The sequence below is a fragment of the Saccharopolyspora gregorii genome (assembly GCF_024734405.1).
GTDB lineage: Bacteria > Actinomycetota > Actinomycetes > Mycobacteriales > Pseudonocardiaceae > Saccharopolyspora_C > Saccharopolyspora_C gregorii.
The window spans coordinates 338,117-355,775 of the sequence record NZ_CP059556.1 but is presented as its reverse complement, the minus strand read 5'-3'; the positions used below and the strand labels follow the sequence as shown (position 1 = coordinate 355,775).

13 protein-coding genes are annotated in these 17,659 nt (G+C 74.7%); 2 read left to right on the top strand and 11 right to left on the bottom strand.

The window, feature by feature from the left end:
- Positions 1 to 78: 78 nt before the first annotated feature.
- The gene (locus H1226_RS01620; RefSeq protein ID WP_258349317.1) at positions 79 to 546 is read right to left on the bottom strand and encodes a DUF3180 domain-containing protein; all 468 of its coding nucleotides are present in this window, start codon (positions 544 to 546) and stop codon (positions 79 to 81) included.
- Between the two features lie 132 nt (positions 547 to 678).
- Between H1226_RS01620 and H1226_RS01615 the strand changes: the two genes are divergently transcribed.
- Positions 679 to 1,623, top strand: a complete 945-nt coding sequence (locus H1226_RS01615; RefSeq protein WP_258345237.1) for a MerR family transcriptional regulator — start codon at positions 679 to 681, stop codon at positions 1,621 to 1,623.
- A gap of 43 nt (positions 1,624 to 1,666) precedes the next feature.
- On the opposite strand, the gene folK is transcribed toward H1226_RS01615, so the two are convergent.
- The 9 genes from folK to dacB all read right to left on the bottom strand — a co-directional run bounded on the left by folK (position 1,667) and on the right by dacB (position 13,369).
- Complete coding sequence (gene folK, locus H1226_RS01610; RefSeq protein WP_258345234.1) at positions 1,667 to 2,164, bottom strand: 2-amino-4-hydroxy-6-hydroxymethyldihydropteridine diphosphokinase; 498 nt, start codon at positions 2,162 to 2,164, stop codon at positions 1,667 to 1,669.
- The gene (gene folB, locus H1226_RS01605; protein ID WP_258345232.1) at positions 2,161 to 2,544 is read right to left on the bottom strand and encodes a dihydroneopterin aldolase; all 384 of its coding nucleotides are present in this window, start codon (positions 2,542 to 2,544) and stop codon (positions 2,161 to 2,163) included. The genes folK and folB overlap by 4 nt, the downstream gene beginning before the upstream one ends.
- Entirely contained in the window at positions 2,537 to 3,382 is an 846-nt protein-coding gene (folP, locus tag H1226_RS01600) for a dihydropteroate synthase (protein ID WP_258345231.1), read from the bottom strand. The genes folB and folP overlap by 8 nt, the downstream gene beginning before the upstream one ends.
- Positions 3,382 to 4,011, bottom strand: coding sequence for a GTP cyclohydrolase I FolE (folE, locus tag H1226_RS01595; protein WP_258345230.1), 630 nt, complete (start codon positions 4,009 to 4,011; stop codon positions 3,382 to 3,384). Before folE ends, folP begins: the two co-directional genes overlap by 1 nt.
- A gap of 88 nt (positions 4,012 to 4,099) precedes the next feature.
- Entirely contained in the window at positions 4,100 to 6,598 is a 2,499-nt protein-coding gene (ftsH, locus tag H1226_RS01590) for an ATP-dependent zinc metalloprotease FtsH (protein WP_258345229.1), read from the bottom strand.
- 219 nt (positions 6,599 to 6,817) lie between these two features.
- Positions 6,818 to 7,375 (bottom strand): hypoxanthine phosphoribosyltransferase, encoded by a 558-nt coding sequence (hpt, locus tag H1226_RS01585; RefSeq protein ID WP_224959724.1) that lies wholly within the window; start codon positions 7,373 to 7,375, stop codon positions 6,818 to 6,820.
- A 35-nt stretch (positions 7,376 to 7,410) separates the two neighbouring features.
- Complete coding sequence (gene tilS / locus H1226_RS01580) at positions 7,411 to 8,427, bottom strand: tRNA lysidine(34) synthetase TilS (RefSeq protein WP_258345225.1); 1,017 nt, start codon at positions 8,425 to 8,427, stop codon at positions 7,411 to 7,413.
- 150 nt (positions 8,428 to 8,577) lie between these two features.
- Entirely contained in the window at positions 8,578 to 9,669 is a 1,092-nt protein-coding gene (locus H1226_RS01575) for a zinc-dependent metalloprotease (RefSeq protein WP_255617646.1), read from the bottom strand.
- A gap of 88 nt (positions 9,670 to 9,757) precedes the next feature.
- The gene (gene dacB, locus H1226_RS28035) at positions 9,758 to 13,369 is read right to left on the bottom strand and encodes a D-alanyl-D-alanine carboxypeptidase/D-alanyl-D-alanine endopeptidase (RefSeq protein WP_309148771.1); all 3,612 of its coding nucleotides are present in this window, start codon (positions 13,367 to 13,369) and stop codon (positions 9,758 to 9,760) included.
- 1,929 nt (positions 13,370 to 15,298) lie between these two features.
- Between dacB and H1226_RS01560 the strand changes: the two genes are divergently transcribed.
- Positions 15,299 to 15,790 (top strand): inorganic diphosphatase, encoded by a 492-nt coding sequence (locus H1226_RS01560; protein WP_224959732.1) that lies wholly within the window; start codon positions 15,299 to 15,301, stop codon positions 15,788 to 15,790.
- Between the two features lie 339 nt (positions 15,791 to 16,129).
- Here the strand turns inward: H1226_RS01560 and H1226_RS01555 are convergent, their stop codons facing one another.
- Positions 16,130 to 17,620: a hypothetical protein gene (locus H1226_RS01555; RefSeq protein WP_258345221.1), complete on the bottom strand. Its 1,491-nt coding sequence runs from the start codon at positions 17,618 to 17,620 to the stop codon at positions 16,130 to 16,132.
- Positions 17,621 to 17,659: the final 39 nt, after the last annotated feature.

The window sequence follows — 17,659 nt, the reverse complement described above, 5'->3', positions numbered from 1 at the left end:
GCCGAAAACCGGAACCGCGCGATCCCACCGGTTCCGCGCGGCAGGGCCGGAACGCGTCCTGCGCGCGCCGACCGCCGGTCAGCTGTCCTCGTCGTCGTACGGCTCGTCCGGGTCGTCGGGATTGCGCAGGCAGTGCTCCAGCCACAACCCCGCGGCCACCAGCGCCACCGCGCTGATCAGGCCGATCACCGCCGCGGTGGTGTCCTCCCCTGCCGCCTGCACCGAATCGCGGATCGGCAGCAGGTAGCCGAGCAGTCCGAGCCACACCCCGCCCATGATCGAACCGGCCATGGAGGACGCCTTCGCCAGCGCGACCGCGCGCGCCGCGGGCAGCGCGTCCACCGGCTCGGTGCCGGGCTTGCGCTTGATGCGCGGCCGCAGCGTCACCGCCAGCAGCACGTCGACCACCGCGATCAGCAGCAGCGTCGCGCCCGCCAGCGCGGGCAGCCGCGGCAACCCGCCGTACGCGAAGCTCGCGCCCGCGTAGGCCAGGACCGCCGCGACCAGCGCCGCGGCGACCAGCTGCCGCGCCGGGGTGAACTTCATCCGCTCTTGCTGCCGTGGTGCCACGATCCCAGCATCGCAGAACGCGCGAACCGGGCGGCGGCAGCCGGTGGGCCGCCCGGTCCGGAAGAGGGGCTTGAGCCTCCACCGGCTGGAGGGTCGAGGGTCTGGGACGTGGACGACGCGCAGCGCTACACGATCGGAGAGCTCTCCCGGCGGACCGGGCTGAGCGTGAAGACCATCCGCTTCTACTCCGACAGCGGTGTCGTGCCGCCCACCGACCGCACGCACGCGGGCTACCGGCTCTACGACGTGGAGTCGATCGCGCAGCTGGAACTGGTGCGCACCCTGCGCGAACTGGGCGCCGGGCTGGACGAGGTGCGCCGGGTGCTGGCCGCGGAGACCACGGTGCGGCGGCTCGCCGAGGCCCAGCTGGACCTGCTGGAGGACCAGCTGCGGCTGCTGCGGACCCGCCGCGCCGTGCTGCGGGCGGTCGTGCGACTGGACGGACCTACCGAAGGGGTGCAGCTCATGCACAAGCTGGCGACGATGTCCGAGGCGGAGCGCAACCGGATCATCGACGAGTTCTGGGACGGGACGATCGGCGGTCTCGACGTGGACGCCGAGTTCGCGGCCTGGATGCGCTCGGCGAAACCGGCCTTGCCGGACGACCCGAGCACCGAGCAGGTGGAGGCCTGGATCGAGCTCGCCGAGCTCGTCTCCGACGACGACTTCCGCCGAGCGGTCCGCGCGCTGTGGGAGCAGCAGGCCGCGCAGCGCGCCGCGGGCGAGCAGTCGCCCCCGGTGCAGAAGCAGGAGCACGCCGCCCGGTGGTGGGCGCTGTTCGACGCCATCCGGGAGGCGCAGGAGGCCGGGCACGCTCCCGACTCCGCCCGCGGCCGGGAGATCGGCGAGCGCGGGGCGGCGCTGTGGGCCGAGCAGCGCGGCGCACCGGACGACGCGGCGGGCCGCGCCGAGCTCGCCGCGGAGTTCGGCAAGCCCTACGACGAGCGGATGTCCCGCTACTGGGAACTGCTCGCGATCATCAACGAGTGGCCGCCGCACCCCACCACGGAGCGCCAGACCCGCTGGCTCGCCGAAGCGGTGCGCGCGCTCTGACCCCGTGGACGGTCCCGCGGCCGGCGGGCCGTCCACCTGCGGATCAGGGGCGGAGCAGGAGGTCGTCGCGGCGGGTCACGGCCGCGACGTCCGCGGCGGGCAACGCCGCGATGAGCTCGGCGATCGGGCCGTGCCCGGGCAGCACCGCGTCCGGTTCCAGCACGGCCCACGGGACGAGCACCGTCGCCCGTTCCGGGGTCCCCGGGTGGGGCAGCAGCAGCTCGGGGTCGTCGCTGCGCACGCCGTCCACCACGACCACGTCCACGTCCAGGGTGCGCGGGCCCCAGCGCTGCTCGCGCACCCGCTCGGCCGCGCGCTCCAGCTCCTGGCCGCGCCGCAACCAACCCCACTCGTCGACGCCGTCGGCCCGCACCACGAGCACCGCGTTGAGGAAGTCCGGCTGGTCCACCACGCCCCACGGCGCCGTCTCGTACACCGGCGACACGGCCTCGACCGCGTCCCCGAACCCGGCGACCGCGGACCGCAGGTGCGCCAGCCGGTCCCCCAGGTTCGACCCGAGGGACAGCACCGCCCGGCTCACGCCGCGCCGCCGCGGGCCGCGCGCCGCGACCGGCGGATCGTGACCGCCACGTCGGCGAAGGTCAGCGGGATCGGCGCGGACGGCTTGTGGATCGTCACCTCGGCCGCGTGCGCCCGGTGGTCGGCCATGATGCCGTCGGCGATCTCCGCGGCCACCGTCTCGATCAGGTCCCGCGACGGACCCGCGACGACGTCGGCGGCGCGCTGCGCCAGCTCGCCGTAGTTCAGCGTCTGCGCCAGGTCGTCGTCGGCGGCGGCGCCCGCCAGGTCCGCCCACACGGTGAGGTCGACCAGGAACTCCTGGCCGTCCCGCTTCTCGTGCTCGAACACGCCGTGGTTGCCGCGCACCCGCAACCCGGTCAGCGCGATCCGATCAGCCAACGGTCCCTCCCGCGTTCCAGGCCGCGGCCACCGCGACCGCGTCCAGCGAACTCCGCACGTCGTGCACCCGCACCGCCCACGCGCCGCGGTCCGCGGCCAGCGCCGACACCGCCGCCGTCGCCGTCTCCCGGCCCGCCGCCGGGCGCGGCTCGCCGTCCGCGCCGGCCAGCAGCCCGCCGAGGAAGCGCTTGCGGGACGCGCCCACCAGCACCGGGAACCCCAGGGCCACGAACTCGCCCAGCCGGTGCAGCAGCGCCCAGTCGTGCTCCCCGGTCTTCGCGAAGCCCAGGCCCGGGTCGAGCACGATCGCGTCCTCCCGCACTCCCGCCCGCAGCGCCGCGTCGACCTGCGCGAGCAGCTCGGCGCGCACGTCGGCGACCACGTCGCCGTAGGAGGCCAGCGAACCCATGTCCTTGCTGTGCCCGCGCCAGTGCATCAGCACCCACGGCAGCCCGGTGTCCGCGGCGACCCGCGCCATGTCCGGATCGGCCAGCCCGCCCGAGACGTCGTTGATCACCGCGGCGCCCGCGGCGGCGGTGGCGGCCGCGACCTCGGCGCGGGTGGTGTCCACGCTCACCGGCACCCCGGCGGCGACGAGCTCCGCCACCACCGGCAGCACCCGCTCGATCTCGGTGGCCGCGGCGACCCGGTCCGCGCCCGGACGCGTCGACTCACCGCCCACGTCGACGATGTCCGCGCCCAGCTCGAACATTTCCACGCCGTGCTCCACCGCGGCCTTCACGTCGAGGTAGCGGCCCCCGTCGGAGAACGAATCGGGCGTCACGTTCAGCACGCCCATCACGGCGCAGCGCGGTGGCCTCGGCAGGAGCGCACCCATCAGGAACCTCTGATCAGCGACAGCGCCTCGGACCGGGAGGAGGCGGAACTGCGGAAGATGCCGCGCACCGCGGACGTCGTCGTGGTGGACCCGGCTTTGCGCACCCCGCGCATGCCCATGCACAAGTGCTCGGCGTCCACGACGACGATCACGCCGCGCGGTTCGAGCTTGCGCACCAGCGCGTCGGCGACCTGCGAGGTCAACCGCTCCTGCACCTGCGGGCGCTTCGCGTACAGGTCGACCAGCCGCGCCAGCTTCGACAGGCCGGTGACCCGGCCCTTCTCGTTCGGGATGTACCCGATGTGCGCGACCCCGTGGAACGGCAGCAGGTGGTGCTCGCACTGCGAGTACATCGGGATGTCGCGGACCAGCACGAGCTCCTCGTGCGCTTCGTCGAAGGTGCGGTCCAGCACCGTGTCCGGGTCGGTGTAGAGCCCGGCGAACAACTCCTCGTAGGCGCGGGCCACCCGCGCGGGCGTGTCCCGCAGGCCCTCGCGGTCCGGGTCCTCCCCGGCCGCGAGCAGCAGCTCCCGGATCGCCGCCGCGGCGCGCTCCTGGTCGAATGCGGGCCGCTCGAAACCGCCCGGGACGTCGTCCTGCCCGGGCTGCTCACCGAGACTGCTGGTCACGTGTCGTTCCTCCACCGGCTCACCGCACCGAAGAGGGGCACCGCCGACGTGCGACGGTGCCCCTCTTCCGGTCTTGTCGCTCGGGCGCTCAGCGACCGCTCTCGCCCTTGTCCTCTCCCCGCTGCTCCGGGTCCGGGGACTGCTGGGACTCCGGGGGCCGCTGCGGGGACTGCTGCTCTGCGGACCCGGCGTTCGCCGCGTCCTGCTGCTGGGCCGCACCCGTCTGCGGGGCCTGCTGCGCACCGGCCGCGGGGTTCTGCTCCGCGGGCTGCTGCTGCGGCCGCTCCCAGGACGGGACCCACTGCTGGTACGGCTGCTGACCGGTCCCGCCCGGGGCCGTCGCCGGCGTCCAGCCGGGCGGGGCGCCGTAGTTCGGCGGCACCGCCTGCGGCTGGGCGTACTGGCCCGGCTGCCCCTGCGGGGGCTGGCCGTAGGGCTGCTGGCCCTGCGGGGGCTGCTGGCCGTACGGCTGCTGGCCCTGCGGTTGCTGGCCCTGCGGAGGCTGCTGCTGGCCCTGCGGGTGCGGGAACTGCACCGTCCCCTGGCCGTGCGGCTGGTCCTGGTTGTGCTGACCGGCCGGAACGGCACCGGCGGGGACCGCACCGTTCAGCCCGGGCACCGGGTCGCTGAACCGCGGCGTCTCGACCGGCGGGGGCCACGGCTCACCGCGTTCGATCGCCAGCTCGCCGGGGGTCTTGATCGGCGGCTTCTCCGACGGGGTGCGCCCGCCGAAGTCGTTGAACGCCGTGATCCGGGGCCGCTTCTCGACCTTGGCGAAGATCCGCTCCAGGTCCTTGCGGACCAGCGTCTCCTTCTCCAGGACCTCCAGCACGAGCTCGTCGAGGACGTCGCGGTAGGTGTTGAGCACCTCCCACGCCTCGGTGTGCGCGGCTTCGATGAGCTTGCGCACCTCCTCGTCGATCTCGTGCGCGACCTCCAGCGAGTAGTTCGGCTGCTGCCCGGCGGAGCGGCCCAGGAACGGGTCGCCCTCCTCCTTGCCGTACTTGACGGCGCCGAGGCGCGCGGTCATGCCGTACTCGGTGACCATCGCGCGGGCGATCTTGGTCGCCTGCTCGATGTCGCTGGAGGCACCGGTGGTGGGCTCGTGGAACACGAGCTCCTCCGCCGACCGGCCGCCGAGCGCGAACACCAGGCGCCCGATCATCTCCGAGCGGGTCATCATGTCCTTGTCGTCCTCGGGGACGACGAGCGCGTGCCCACCGGTGCGGCCGCGCGGCAGGATCGTGAGCTTGTAGACCGGGTCCACGTCCGGCATCGCCCAGGCGGCCAGCGCGTGCCCGCCCTCGTGGTACGCCGTGATCTTCTTGTCCCGCTCCGAGATGATCTTGCTCTTGCGGCGCGGGCCGCCGATCACCCGGTCGACCGACTCCTCCAGAGCCGCACCGGTGATCAGCTGGCCGTTCTCCCGGGCCGTGAGCAGCGCGGCCTCGTTGACCACGTTCTCCAGGTCCGCACCCGAGAACCCGACGGTGCGCTTGGCCAGGCCCTCCATGTCGGCGTCCTGCGCCAGCGGCTTGCCCTTCGAGTGCACGCCCAGGATGGCCTTGCGGCCGCGCAGGTCCGGCGCCGAGACGGGGATCTGCCGGTCGAAGCGGCCCGGGCGCAGCAGCGCCGGGTCCAGGATGTCCGGCCGGTTCGTCGCCGCGATCAGGATGATCCCGCCGCGCGAGTCGAACCCGTCCATCTCCACCAGCAGCTGGTTCAGCGTCTGCTCGCGCTCGTCGTGCCCACCGCCGAGACCCGCGCCGCGCTGGCGGCCGACCGCGTCGATCTCGTCGACGAAGATGATGCACGGCGCGTTCTGCTTGGCCTGCTCGAACAGGTCGCGGACACGGGAGGCGCCGACGCCGACGAACATCTCCACGAAGTCCGAACCGGAGATCGAGTAGAACGGCACCCCGGCCTCACCGGCGACCGCCCGCGCCAGCAGCGTCTTGCCGGTGCCGGGCGGGCCGTACAGCAGCACGCCCTTCGGGATCTTCGCGCCCAGCGCCTGGTAGCGGCCGGGGTTCTGCAGGAAGTCCTTGATCTCGTGCAGCTCCTCGACGGCCTCGTCCGCACCGGCGACGTCGTTGAACAGCGTCTTCGGCATGTCCTTGGTGAGCTGCTTGGCCTTGGACTTGCCGAAGTTCATCACCCGGTTCCCGCCGCCCTGGACGTTGTTCATCATCCACATGAGCAGCAGCACCAGCAGGCCGATCGGGAGCAGGTAGATCAGCATCTGCGTCCAGAACGAGTCCTGGGTGACCTCGGTGTTCCACTTGTCGACGTTCGACTGCCGGATGTCGTCGACCACCGCATCGGTGGCACCGGCGGGGTACTGCGCCATCAGCTGGTCGCTGTTGGCGAAGCTCTGGCCCTGCTTGAGGGTCAGCAGCACCCGCTGTTCCTTGTCCTGGATGGTCGCCTCGGCCACCTTGCCCTCGGAAATCTGCCGGAGAGCGTCGGAGGTCGAGACCTGCTGATAGGCCTTCGTCTCGTCGAAGAGCACGCTGAGGCTCATGATCAGCGCTAACACCGCCAGGATCCAGAGCAGCGGGTTACGGAGCAGGCGCTTGAGGTCCATTCACTTGCGGCCGGCGGTCGGCCTCGACCCTCCCTGACTTCACTTCGGGCAACGGCACCGGTGAACGGCGCACGAACCGTCGCCGCCGTCAACCCCCTCGGACCAGCGTACCGGCCGCGGCGAGCGCGCCACCACGCCGAGCGTTGTGCAGGTCGGCAACCCTACCCCGGATCGGAACCGGACCTTTCTCGCACCCGGTCCGGCCAGCGGCAAGAGGGCCTACCGCCCGGAGGTGTAGACCTTCGGGTCCAGAGTGCCGATGTGCGGCAGGTCCCGGTACCGCTCCGCGTAGTCCAACCCGTAGCCGACGACGAACTCGTTCGGGATGTCGAACCCGACGTAGCGGACCGGCACGTCCACCTGGACCGCGTCCGGCTTGCGCAGCAGCGTGCACACCTCCAGCGAGGCGGGGTTGCGCGCGGTCAGGTTCTTCAGCAGCCAGGACAGCGTGAGACCGGAGTCGATGATGTCCTCGACGATCAGCACGTGCCTGCCCGCGATGTCCCGGTCCAGGTCCTTCAAGATCCGCACCACGCCGGAGGACGAGGTGGACGAGCCGTAGGAGCTCACCGCCATGAACTCCAGCTGCGCGGGCCGCGGCAGCGCCCTGGCCAGGTCGGTCATGAACATGACCGCGCCCTTGAGCACGCCCACCAGCAGCAGGTCGCCCCCTTGGGCGTCCTGGTAGTCCTCGGCGACCTGCTCGGCCAGTTCGGCCGTCTTGTCGCGGATCTGCTGCTCGGTGATGAGCACTGAAGCGATGTCGCCGTCGTACACCGGACCGGCTTCCCCTCTCGCTGTTGGACGGACGTTCACCCGCCGATCACCCGACCGGCGGTTCCCCGTCCACCACGTTCCACCTGAAGCGTGCCATGCGTCCGGCGGAGCACAAAGCCGCCCGGCAGCGCGTGCGGGCCCTGACCGCGCCACGCGCCGGCGAGCGCGTCCGCCGTGCGCAGGTGCGCGTCCGAGACCTCGGCGACCCCGCGTTCCAGCAACCAGCCGCGCAGCACCCGGCGCCGGAGCGCGGGCGGGTGCTCGGCGAGGGCTCGCGCGTCCAGGTCCACACCCCGTTCGACCTGCGCACGGACCGCCGCGGCGACCTCGTCGAGGGCATCGGAGTCCTCCCGCAGCTGGCGCGCGGTGCGGGCGAGCGCACCGGCGACACCGCCGTTGAGGACGTCCTCCAGCAGCGGCAGGACCGCTGTGCGCAACCGCACACGCGTGAACCGGCTCTCGCCGTTGTGCGGGTCCTGCCACGGCGTCAGCCCGGCTTCGGCGCACGCCCGCTCGGTCGTCTCCCGCGGCACGTCCAGCAGCGGCCGCGCCCACGGCGGCGACCACGGGCGCATCCCGGCGATGGAGCGGGCGCCGGAGCCGCGGCCGAGGCCCAGCAGCACCGTTTCGGCCTGGTCGTCGCGGGTGTGCCCGAGCAGCACCGCGCTCCCCTCCGGGCGGTCCGCGTCCAGCGCCGCGTACCGGGCGCGGCGGGCGGCGGCTTCCGGCCCACCGCGGCCGGTGACCTGCACCGGCAGCACCCGCACGTCGGTGTAGCCGAGTTCGTCGAGCTGCGCGGCGGCCCGCTCGGCCACCTCGGCGGAACCCCGCTGCAGGCCGTGGTCGACGACCCGCGCGCGCACCCGCAGGCCGCGGCCGCGCGCGAGGTGGGCGGTCGCGGCGGCGAGCGCCAGCGAGTCGGCACCGCCGGAGCACGCCACCACCAGCGGTGCGTCCCGCAGCGCGGGGTGGGCGGCGAGGAGGTCGCGGACCGCGGTCCGCACGGCCAGCAGCGCGGGCCCCGCGGCGCGCTCGGATCGGCCAGGAGTCACCGGCCCATTCTCGGCGGCCCCCGCGGCGCGCCACGACCCAGGTCAACGGCCCGCCCGCGAACGGTGGTCCCGGTATCGGGCCCCAGGTTCGGCGCTCAGCCGGGCCATCCGAAAGCCCGGCGGTCAACCGGGGCAGCTCAGGTGCGGCGGTCAGCCGTGGACGCGGCGGAGCCAGGACGCGGGATCGGTGGTCTCCGCCCGGGTCGGCAGGTGCTCCGGGGAGGTCCACACCGCGTTGAAGCCGTCCATCCCCACCCGGTCCACGACGTACCGGGTGAACGCCGCGCCCTGCGCGTACTGGCGCATCTTGGCGTCCACGCCGAGCAGGCTGCGCAGCAGCCGGTCCAGCACCCCGCCGCCCTGGCGGCGCTCGGTGAACCGGCGGCGGATGGTGGCCACGCTGGGCACCACGCTCGGCCCGACCGCGTCCATCACGTGGTCCGCGTGCCCCTCCAGCAGGGTGGACAGCGCCAGGATCCGGTCCAGCGCGGCGCGCTGCCGCGGCCCCTGCAGCAGCTCGACCACACCGAGCACGCCGGGGCTGGACCGCGCGTCCGGCCCGGCGCGCACCCCGCGCACGATCGCGGGCAGCCTGCCCAGCAGCTCGCCGGGGGAGGAATCCAGGTCCGAGAGCAGCATGCCGAGGCTGTCCGCGAAGTGGTCCCGCAGCCACGGCACCGCGTTGAACTGCAGCCGGTGCGTCGACTCGTGCAGGCACACCCACATCGTGAAGTCGTCGGCGGGCACGTCCAGCGCCCGCTGCGCGGCCACGATGTTCGGCGCCACCAGCAACAGCCGCCCGGGCCGGGTGCCGCGCTCGCTGGGCAGGAACGGGTCGTACTGCCCGAGGACCTTCGTGCCCAGGTACGACAGCACCAGCCCGGCCTGCACGCCCGCGCCCCGGGCACCCAGCCCGCCGAGCGGATCGTCGCCGGAACCGGTGCCGCGGGAGCGCAGCGCGATGCCCGTCAGCTCGGAGAGGCCCTGCGCGGCGGCCCGCACCCACTCCCGCCGGTCCACCACGTCGCCTTCGAGCACCGGCAGGTCCAGGCCGAGCCCGGTCAGCTCCCGCACGTGCGTTTCGGCGGCCACCCCGGCCCGGCGCAGCGAGCGGACCGCGTGCACCGCGTCCTCGCGGGGGACGTCGGGTCCGCTGCGCATCAACCGGCCCGCGGTCGCGGCCGCCAGGTCCCAGTCGAGCGAGCGCTGCGCGCCGTCCCGGCCGTGCGGTCGGGGCGGCAGCGTCGCGGATCGCGGAGTCACGGAATCGACCGTACTCCGGTCGCGACGAGCGGCGACACCGCTGGCCGAGCCCGGTTCGAGCCCGCGATCAGCGGCAACCGCACTGCTGTACGGCCGCGACGACCTCGTCGAGCGCGGGCCGGACCTGCGTCGGCGGGCTGGTGCTGTTGGACATCAGCGCGAACACCAGCAGCCGGCCGTCCTCGGTGAGGATCGTCCCGGACAGGCTGTTCGCCCCGTCGAGGGTGCCGGTCTTCGCGCGGACCCAGCCGCGGCCCGCGCCGTCGCCGTAGCGGTCGGCGAGGCTGCCGGAGCCGCCCGCGACGGGCAGGCCGGTGAGCAGCGCGCGCAGCTTCGCGCTCTTGGCGGGCAGGCCGCCGTCGCGCTCCGGTTCGGCGGCGGTGGCCATCAACCCGGCCAGCACCTTCGCCGGGATGCGGTCCTCCGTGGACAGGCCGCTGCCGTCGGACATCTGCACGCCCGTGAGGTCGACGCCGTTGCGCTGCAGCACCTCGCGCACCGCCTGCACCGCACCGGCGAAGGACGGTTCCTTCCCGGTCTTGATCGCGACTTCGCGGCCCAGCGCCTCGGCCAGCACGTTGTCCGAGTGGATCAGCGTGCTCTCGACGAGCTTGCGCATCGTCGCCGACCGCACCGCACCGAGCCGCTGGGCGCCGCGCGGCGCGGTCCCCTCGGACACCGCGGAGGCGGGCACGCCCAACCGCTGCGCGAGTTCCCGACCGGCCAGCTCGGCGGGGTTCTGGGTCCGCGAGTCGTACTCCTCGGTCGGGTCGCCGGTGCGCCCGCCGTCGGCCATCACGGACTCCATCGGTGCCATGATCCCGTCGCCGACGTCGCCGGGCAGCCAGCCGGGGGCCATCGTCGGCCCCCGGTAGCGGCTGGTGTCCACCTGGATCGAGGTGACCTGGCCGCCGGTCGCCGCCCGCACCTGCTCGGCGAGGTCGTCGAAGCGGCCCGCGCCCGGGTACACCGACTCCTGGCCCGCGGGCATCGTCGACAACGTCGGGTCGCCGCCGCCGACGAGCACCACGCTGCCCGGCTGGGAACCGCGCACCACCTCGGTGGTGAACCGGGCGTCGTGGTCGAGCTCCAGCATCGCGGCGCTGGTCGTGAGCAACTTGCCGGTGGAGGCGGGCATCATCGGCGTGTCCTGCTGCCGCTCCCACAGCGTCTTCCCGGACCGCACGTCGACGACCGCACCGGTGACCGGCGCCAGCACCGGGTTCGCCAGCGGGCCGCTGACCGCCGCCTCGATGCCGGAACCGCTCGGCTCCGGCGCGTCCATCCCGACCGGGCGGATCGACGGGGACAGCCGCACCGGCGCGGGCGGATCGGCCAGCTGGGCGGCGCTGATCCCGTTGATCAACGCCGGGACGCCGACCGCGAGACCCGCGCCCAGCACGACCACGGTCAACACCGCCAGCAGCACCGTGGCGCGCCCGCGCCGCGGCGCGGGGGCCGCTTCGGCGGGAGCGTCCTCGTGCTCCTCGTAGCCGTCGTACCGCTCGTCCTCGTGCGGTTCCGCGGGCTGGGCCTGCTCCTGGGGCCGCGGCGGCTGCGCGGCAACGGCGAAGTCCTGCGGCTGCGCGGGCCGTTGCGGCTGCGGGGGCTGCTGCTGTTGCGGCGGGCGGTGCGGCGCGACCGGGATGGTGCGCGGCGGCGGAGGCTGCTGCCCCTGCTGCCTGCCGGGCGGCGGGCCGGAGAAGTCGGGGCGGCGGAACTGCTGGGTGCGCTCCGCGTCCGAAGGGCCGGGCACCGGGCGCGACGGCTGCTGCGGCGCGGGCGGGACGATCGGGATCCGGGTGGTCGGCGGACCCTGGTCGAACGCCTGCGGGCGCGGCCGGTCGGCGGGGCGGTCCTGCGGGGGTTCGGTGCGGCCCTGCTGCTGCGGGTCCTGGGGCTGCCGACCCTGCTGGGGGCGCTGCTGCTGGTCGGGCTGCTTCGCGGCCTGCTGCTCGCCGGGCTGCTTCGCGGCCTGCTGCTGGTCGGGCTGCTTCGGGGCGTGCTGCTCGCCGGGCTGCTTCGCGGCCTGCTGCTGGTCGGGCTGCTTCGGGGCGTGCTGCTCGCGGCGCCGGGCCTCCTGCTCCAGGTCGGCCACGCTGAACTGCTGGGTGTCGTCGATCCGCCGGAACTGCTGGGTCTGCTCGGCGGGCGGCGGCCCGATCGGCGTCCCGGCATCCGCGGTGAACGCGGAGTCCACCGCGGGCGGCTGCTCGACGTGCGGCCGGGGATCGGTGGACGACGGCGGGGCGGCGCCCGCATCGGCGGAGAACGCCGAGTCCACGGGCTCGTCCCGGTCGTCCGCGGCCTCCTCGGGCTCCGCCTCGACCCGGGCCTGCTCGGCGGTCGGCCCCTCGTCGCGGGTCCGCTCCTCGGCCGCCCGGCGGCGGTCGACGCGGGCGGTCCCGTCCTCGACGACGGGGAGCCGGCCGGTGTCGGCGGTCGGATCCCGGTCCGTGCTCGGGGCGGTACCGCGGGTGGCGTCCGCGTCCTGGTCGGCCGTCGCGTCGCGGTCGGCGTCGGTCCGCTCTGCCGGTTCGGTGGCCTGGCCGCCGGAGGATGCCGGGTGGCCCGGAGCGGCCGGGGCGGCGGTGGTGTCCGGGCGGTCGGCGGTGGTCGAGCGGTCGGCGTCCGCGGTCGTCGAGCGGTCCGCGGTCGTCGAGCGGTCGGCGAGGGCGCTGCGGTCCAAGCGTTCCGTCGCGGGCGCGGAGCGCTCGGTCGTGCCCGTCCGGCCGGAGTCCTGCTCGGAGCTGGGCGCCTCCGCGGGCACCGCCCGCTGCGGGCCGGTGGCTTCGACGTCCTCGGTGAGCTCGGCCTGCGCGGCCACCGCGGTGTCCAGCGGCACGTCCACCGCCGCGCCGGCGCCCTCGGCCTCGGCCTCGGAGGGCCGGGGCTCGGCCGCGGTCGCCGGCTGCTGCGGCCCGGTGGTCTCGGTGTCCTCCGCCGGCTCCGCCCGGCTGACGGCGGCGGCCTGCTCCGGGTCGGACACCTCGAAGTCCGGCGCGGCGCGCTCGGTCGTCCGCTCGCCGGTGGTCCGCTCGTCGGTGGTCGGCTCGTCGGTGGTCCGGTCGCCCGTGGTCCCGGCGTCCGCAGCCCAGCCGTCCTGAGTCCAGCGGTCCTGGGTCCAGCGGTCCTGGGTCCAGCGGTCCTGGGTCCAGCCGTCCTGAGTCCAGTGATCGGTGGCCTGGTCGTCGGTGGTCCGGTGGTCCGGGACCGAGTCCTCGGATGCCTGCTCCGCGGGTCGGTCCGAGCCGTCCTCCGAGGCGGAACGATCGGTCCGGCCCGGTGCGTCCTCGTCCACCCCGTCCGCGTCCCCGGCAGCATCCTCACCGGTGCGGCCGTCCGCGGTGGCCGGGGAGCCGGCCGGATCAGCAGCGGCCGTGGCGCCGGTCGCCGAGTCGGCGGGACCGTCCGCGGCGGCGGTGCCCGCCGAGCTCCCGCTGCTCGGCCGGGTCGCACCGCCAGTGCTCTCCGCACCGGATTCCGCGGCGGAGTCCGCCTGCTCCGCCGCCGCGCCGGTCCGCTCGTCTCCGGTGCTCCCGTCTCCGGTGCTCCCGTCCTCGGCGCTCGCCGTCTCGTCGGCGGTGTCCGCGGCGGTCCTGCGCTGCGCCGAGGTCGTCGAGCCGTGCCCGGCGGCGCGCTCCTGCGGGGCCGACCGCTCCGCCGACTCCGCCGTCACCGACTCCGCCGTCGGGTCCGCGTCCGCGGAACCCGGATCCGACGGACCCCGAGCTCCCGAGGGACGGTCATCCGCAACCGAGCCGTCCGAAGGGTGGTCAGCCGAAGGCCGGTCGGCCGAAAGGTCGTCAGCCGAAGGCCGGTCACCCGCGAGCTGGTCACCCGAAGGCTCGTCCGCCGCGTCCGCGGACCGCTCTTCGGACGACGCGCCCGAAGTTCCCGGTCCCGTCGCTTCCGCGTCCGAACGGTCGTCAGCCGAACCGGGCGCGGACGCCGCGCCCGGGACCGCACCGCGGAACGCGGTGTCCAGCACACCGGAGACCCGCCCGGTCACCTGGGACCCGGTCGTCTGCCAGCCGGAGAAGTCGTGCGCGGCGGCTTCCCGCCCGGCCTCGGGCTCCACCGAGCCGACGAAGCCGACCGGCCGGGAGCTGATCGAGTTCGGTTCCGCCGGGACGTCGCCGCGCAGGGAGCCGCGGACGGTCGATCCGGGGTCCGTGCCCGGCGCGCCACCGGACCCGTCCCCCGAGGCAGAGCCGGTCCCGTCCGCCGACGCGGAGCCGGTCACGGTCGAGCCGTCGCCGCCGGCCGGGGCCTCGTTCCGCTCCGCTGAGCCTTCCCCCTGTTCCTCGGGGTCCTGCGTCGGGAAGTCCTGCTCGTCGGCCGCGGGGCCCGCGTCCGCGGCAGCCGATCCACCCGCGCCGCCGGTCGCCCGGCCCGCTCCCGCATCGTCCGATCCGGCGCCGTCCGATCCGGGATCCGCCGAGCGCGCACCGTCCAACCCGGCGTCCGCCGAACGAGCGCCGTCCGTTCCAGCGTCATCCGATCCCGCGCCCGCCGAGCGAGAGCCATCCGATTCGGCGCCATCCGAACCGGCGCCCGCCGAGCGGGCGTCCGCCGAACTCGGGCCACCCGTTCCGACATGACCCGATCCGTCGCCCTCGGACAGCCGCCCGGTCACGGTCCGGTCCAGCGCGCCCGGCTTCGAGTCGGCGGCACCCCGCCCGGAACCGCTCGCTCCGGCCCCGTCCCGCTGCGTGCGCCGAGCGTCGGTCCCACCGGCTGCCGCATCGCCGTCGGAGGAGTCACCACCGAAGTCGGCGGAATCGGCGTCAGCGGAATCGGCGTCGGCGTCGGCGTCGGCGTCGGCAGACTCAGCCCCGGTCGAGCCCGCTTCGGCGGAGGTGTCGGCCGAATCCGCAGCCGCATCCCCGTTCATCGCCCCGGCGGCAGCGCTCCCCGCCGCATCGCCGTCCGATCCGGGCTCGGCCGCGGACCGCTCCTCCTCCGCGGCGGCGGAACCGGTACCGGCCCGCGCGGTGCCACCGGACTCCGCGTTCCCACCGGATTCCGCGGTTCCCGCGCCGTCATCGCTGGTGGAGTCGGTTCGATCGTCCTTCACCGGCTGTCCATCGCCGGAAGGCTCCGATTCGTTCCCGCGCGCGGGAGGGGCGTCCTCCTGGTCCTCGACCGGGAACCCCGCCGCCTCGCCCTCCGCGAGCCGCTGCCGCTCGGGCCGCTCGGCGTGGCCGCCCCGCTCGTCGCCCGGCGAACTTGCTGCTGAAGCGTTCGAGGACTGCTCGGTGGCATCGGGCTCGGACACCTCACCCCTGAGGCGGTGGGGTTCGGGCACGGGCTTCCTCCTCGACGGTGCGCAAGACTGCCAGATGCGAGCTGCCGCACTGCGGTGGGGCTCGGCGCGCGGCCGTGGTCCACACTAGACGTGGTCGTGCCGCATCACGGGCGGCCACTCCGACGTGTGAGCCTGCGGCTCGGCCTCGGGTGACGCCGTGCGGTGACTGACGAAATCATCGCAGGTCAGGACACTGGCGATGTACGGGACCGGGATGCGGGACCGGCCTGGCAACGGCGGCCGGACGGTCGGGCACGGTCTCGACGAGCAAGCTGGCTAGAACGAGTGAGGAACCGCGTGGACTTCGACGTCACCATCGAGATCCCCAAGGGGAACCGGAACAAGTACGAGGTGGACCACAAATCCGGCCGGATCCGGCTGGACCGGACGTTGTTCACCGCCACCCAGTACCCGGCCGACTACGGCTTCGTCGAGGACACCCTCGGTGAGGACGGCGACCCGCTGGACGCGCTGGTGCTGGTGCAGGAGCCCACCTTCCCGGGGTGCTTGATCACCGCGCGCGCGATCGGCATGTTCCGGATGCGCGACGAGAAGGGCGGCGACGACAAGGTCATCTGCGTCCCCTCCGACGACCCGCGCCAGGAGCACCTGCGCGACATCCACCACCTGGCGGAGTTCTACCGGTTGGAGATCCAGCACTTCTTCGAGGTGTACAAGGACCTCGAACCCGGCAAGAGCGTCGAAGGCGCCACCTGGGTCGGCCGCACCGAGGCCGAAGCCGAGATCAAGCGGTCCTACGAGCGGGCCAAGGAGCAGGGCGACCACTGACGCCCTGAGCAACCCGAAGGCCCTTCCCGATGGGGAGGGCCTTCGTCGCGTCCGGGGGCGGTCCACGCCGCCGGACGACCGGCCGAGCGGTGCCGCCCCCGCGGACCGGCCCCGTCGCGGACCGGCCCCGTCGCGGACCGGCCCCGTCGCGGACCGGCCCCGTCGCGGACCGGCCCCGTCGCGGACCGGCGAAGCGGGCGCTGCTCGCCGCCCGCGCCCCGGATCCGCTCCACCGAGCAGGCCACCCGCACCGGACGTGGCCGAGCCGCACGAGCTCAGCAGGAGCAGCCGCGGCTCACCGTCGCCGTCCCCCGGTTCGGGGCCGGGGGACGACGGCGGTCACCCCTGGCGGCGCGGCACCGCGGCCACCAGCACCGAACCGAGCAGCAGCAGGCCCGTCCCGGTCCAGAACAGCGGGATCGTGTAGTACGCACCGCTGGTCTTGGCCAGCGGCGGAGCGGCGGCGCCCTGCGCCGGTGGCGCGGGCTGCTCGGGAGCGGGGGCCGACGGCACGTCGCAGTGCACGCCGCCCGCCGGTGCCCCGGCGCGGGCCGTCTGCTCGCCGAAGGAGACCTCCGCCAGCGCCGCGTCCGGCATGCCGAGCGCCGTGCCCGGCAGCAGCTTCAGGTCGAACATCCGCGCACCGGCGCGCAGCTCGGTGCCGTTCGCCTCCTGGGTGAGCTCGCCGATGCTCAGCCGCAGCACCCCGAGGTCGAGCACGCGGTCGTTCACCGCCGGACCGACGACCGGCAGTTCGCCCGGCACGCCCGGCAGCCCGATCGGCAGGTCCGCCTGCGGGTTCGCCGCGTCGAGCTCCGCGAGTTCCCGCCCGCCCTGGGTCACCCGCAGCACCGGGGCCTCGTAGTCCACGGTGGACGTGGCCGGATCACCGGTGGCGGTGACGGTCAGCGTCGGCTCGCTCACCACGTCGACCCGCAGCTCCTGCGGAGTGCCGGACAGCAGCCGCACGCTCGCCAGCCGCATCGTGGAGGTGGACCGCACCGCCTTGCCCGCCAAGCCCGGCACGTCGACCAGTTCGATCTTGGAGTGCGCGCGCACCGCGTCCGGCACGTGCACCAGCGAGCCCGCGCCCGATTCGGTCGGTTCCCCACCGGAGAGCAGACCGCCGAGCCGGGCGGGCGACCCCGGGGCGCCCGCGAGCGCCGCGTGCTGGTCGCCGTCCTGCTGCGGGGTGTCCGGCAGCGCGGGCAGCACGTTCACCGCCGACAGGCTCGCCAGCGAACTGCTCGCCTCCGAGATCGGCGAGACGCACGGCCCGAGCCGCTCGTCCCACCTGGCGTGCGCGCTGCCCTCCAGCAGCCCCAGCTTCACCAGCGCGTCCGCCGGGGACGGCGGCGGCTGCACGCCGGTGGTCGTCGGCTCGGCGTGGTCCGGCACCGCGGTCTGCGCGACCGACGCGCCCGGTACCTGCGGCGCGTACCCGCCGATCGCGGCGCCGAACGGCGAGGCCTCGGCGGTCGAGCGCTCGGTGGCCAGGTACGCCTCGGAGTTCGCCGTCGACTTCGCCAGCCCGAGCCCGAGTTCGAGCAGCGCCTGCTTGCGCAGCGCGTTCTCGTACGCGGGATCGTCGAAGATCGTCTCTCCCGGCACCGCGCCGGGCAGCACCCGCAGCACGCCGATCCCGGTGCCCACCTCGGCCGTGATCGGGCCTGGCTGGGCCGGCCCCTCGGAAGCCGGGGGCTGGTCCGGGTCCACCGGCGTCGGCACCGGTGTGGTCTGCGCGAACGCTGCGGGCAGGCTCAGCCCGGCGACGGCCAGCGACACCGTCGTGGCGGCGGCGAAACGACGCAGCGGTCGAGCTGATCGCATCCGGCCTGCCTTCCCTAGAAGAAGTGGTGACGAGCGTCA

Coding starts and splice junctions, on each gene's coding strand:
- H1226_RS01620 (WP_258349317.1), bottom strand. CDS start 546: ATGAAGTTCACCCCGGCGCGGCAGCTGGTCGCCGCGGCGCTGGTCGCG.
- folP (WP_258345231.1), bottom strand. CDS start 3,382: ATGGGTGCGCTCCTGCCGAGGCCACCGCGCTGCGCCGTGATGGGCGTG.
- ftsH (WP_258345229.1), bottom strand. CDS start 6,598: ATGGACCTCAAGCGCCTGCTCCGTAACCCGCTGCTCTGGATCCTGGCG.
- H1226_RS01555 (WP_258345221.1), bottom strand. CDS start 17,620: ATGCGATCAGCTCGACCGCTGCGTCGTTTCGCCGCCGCCACGACGGTG.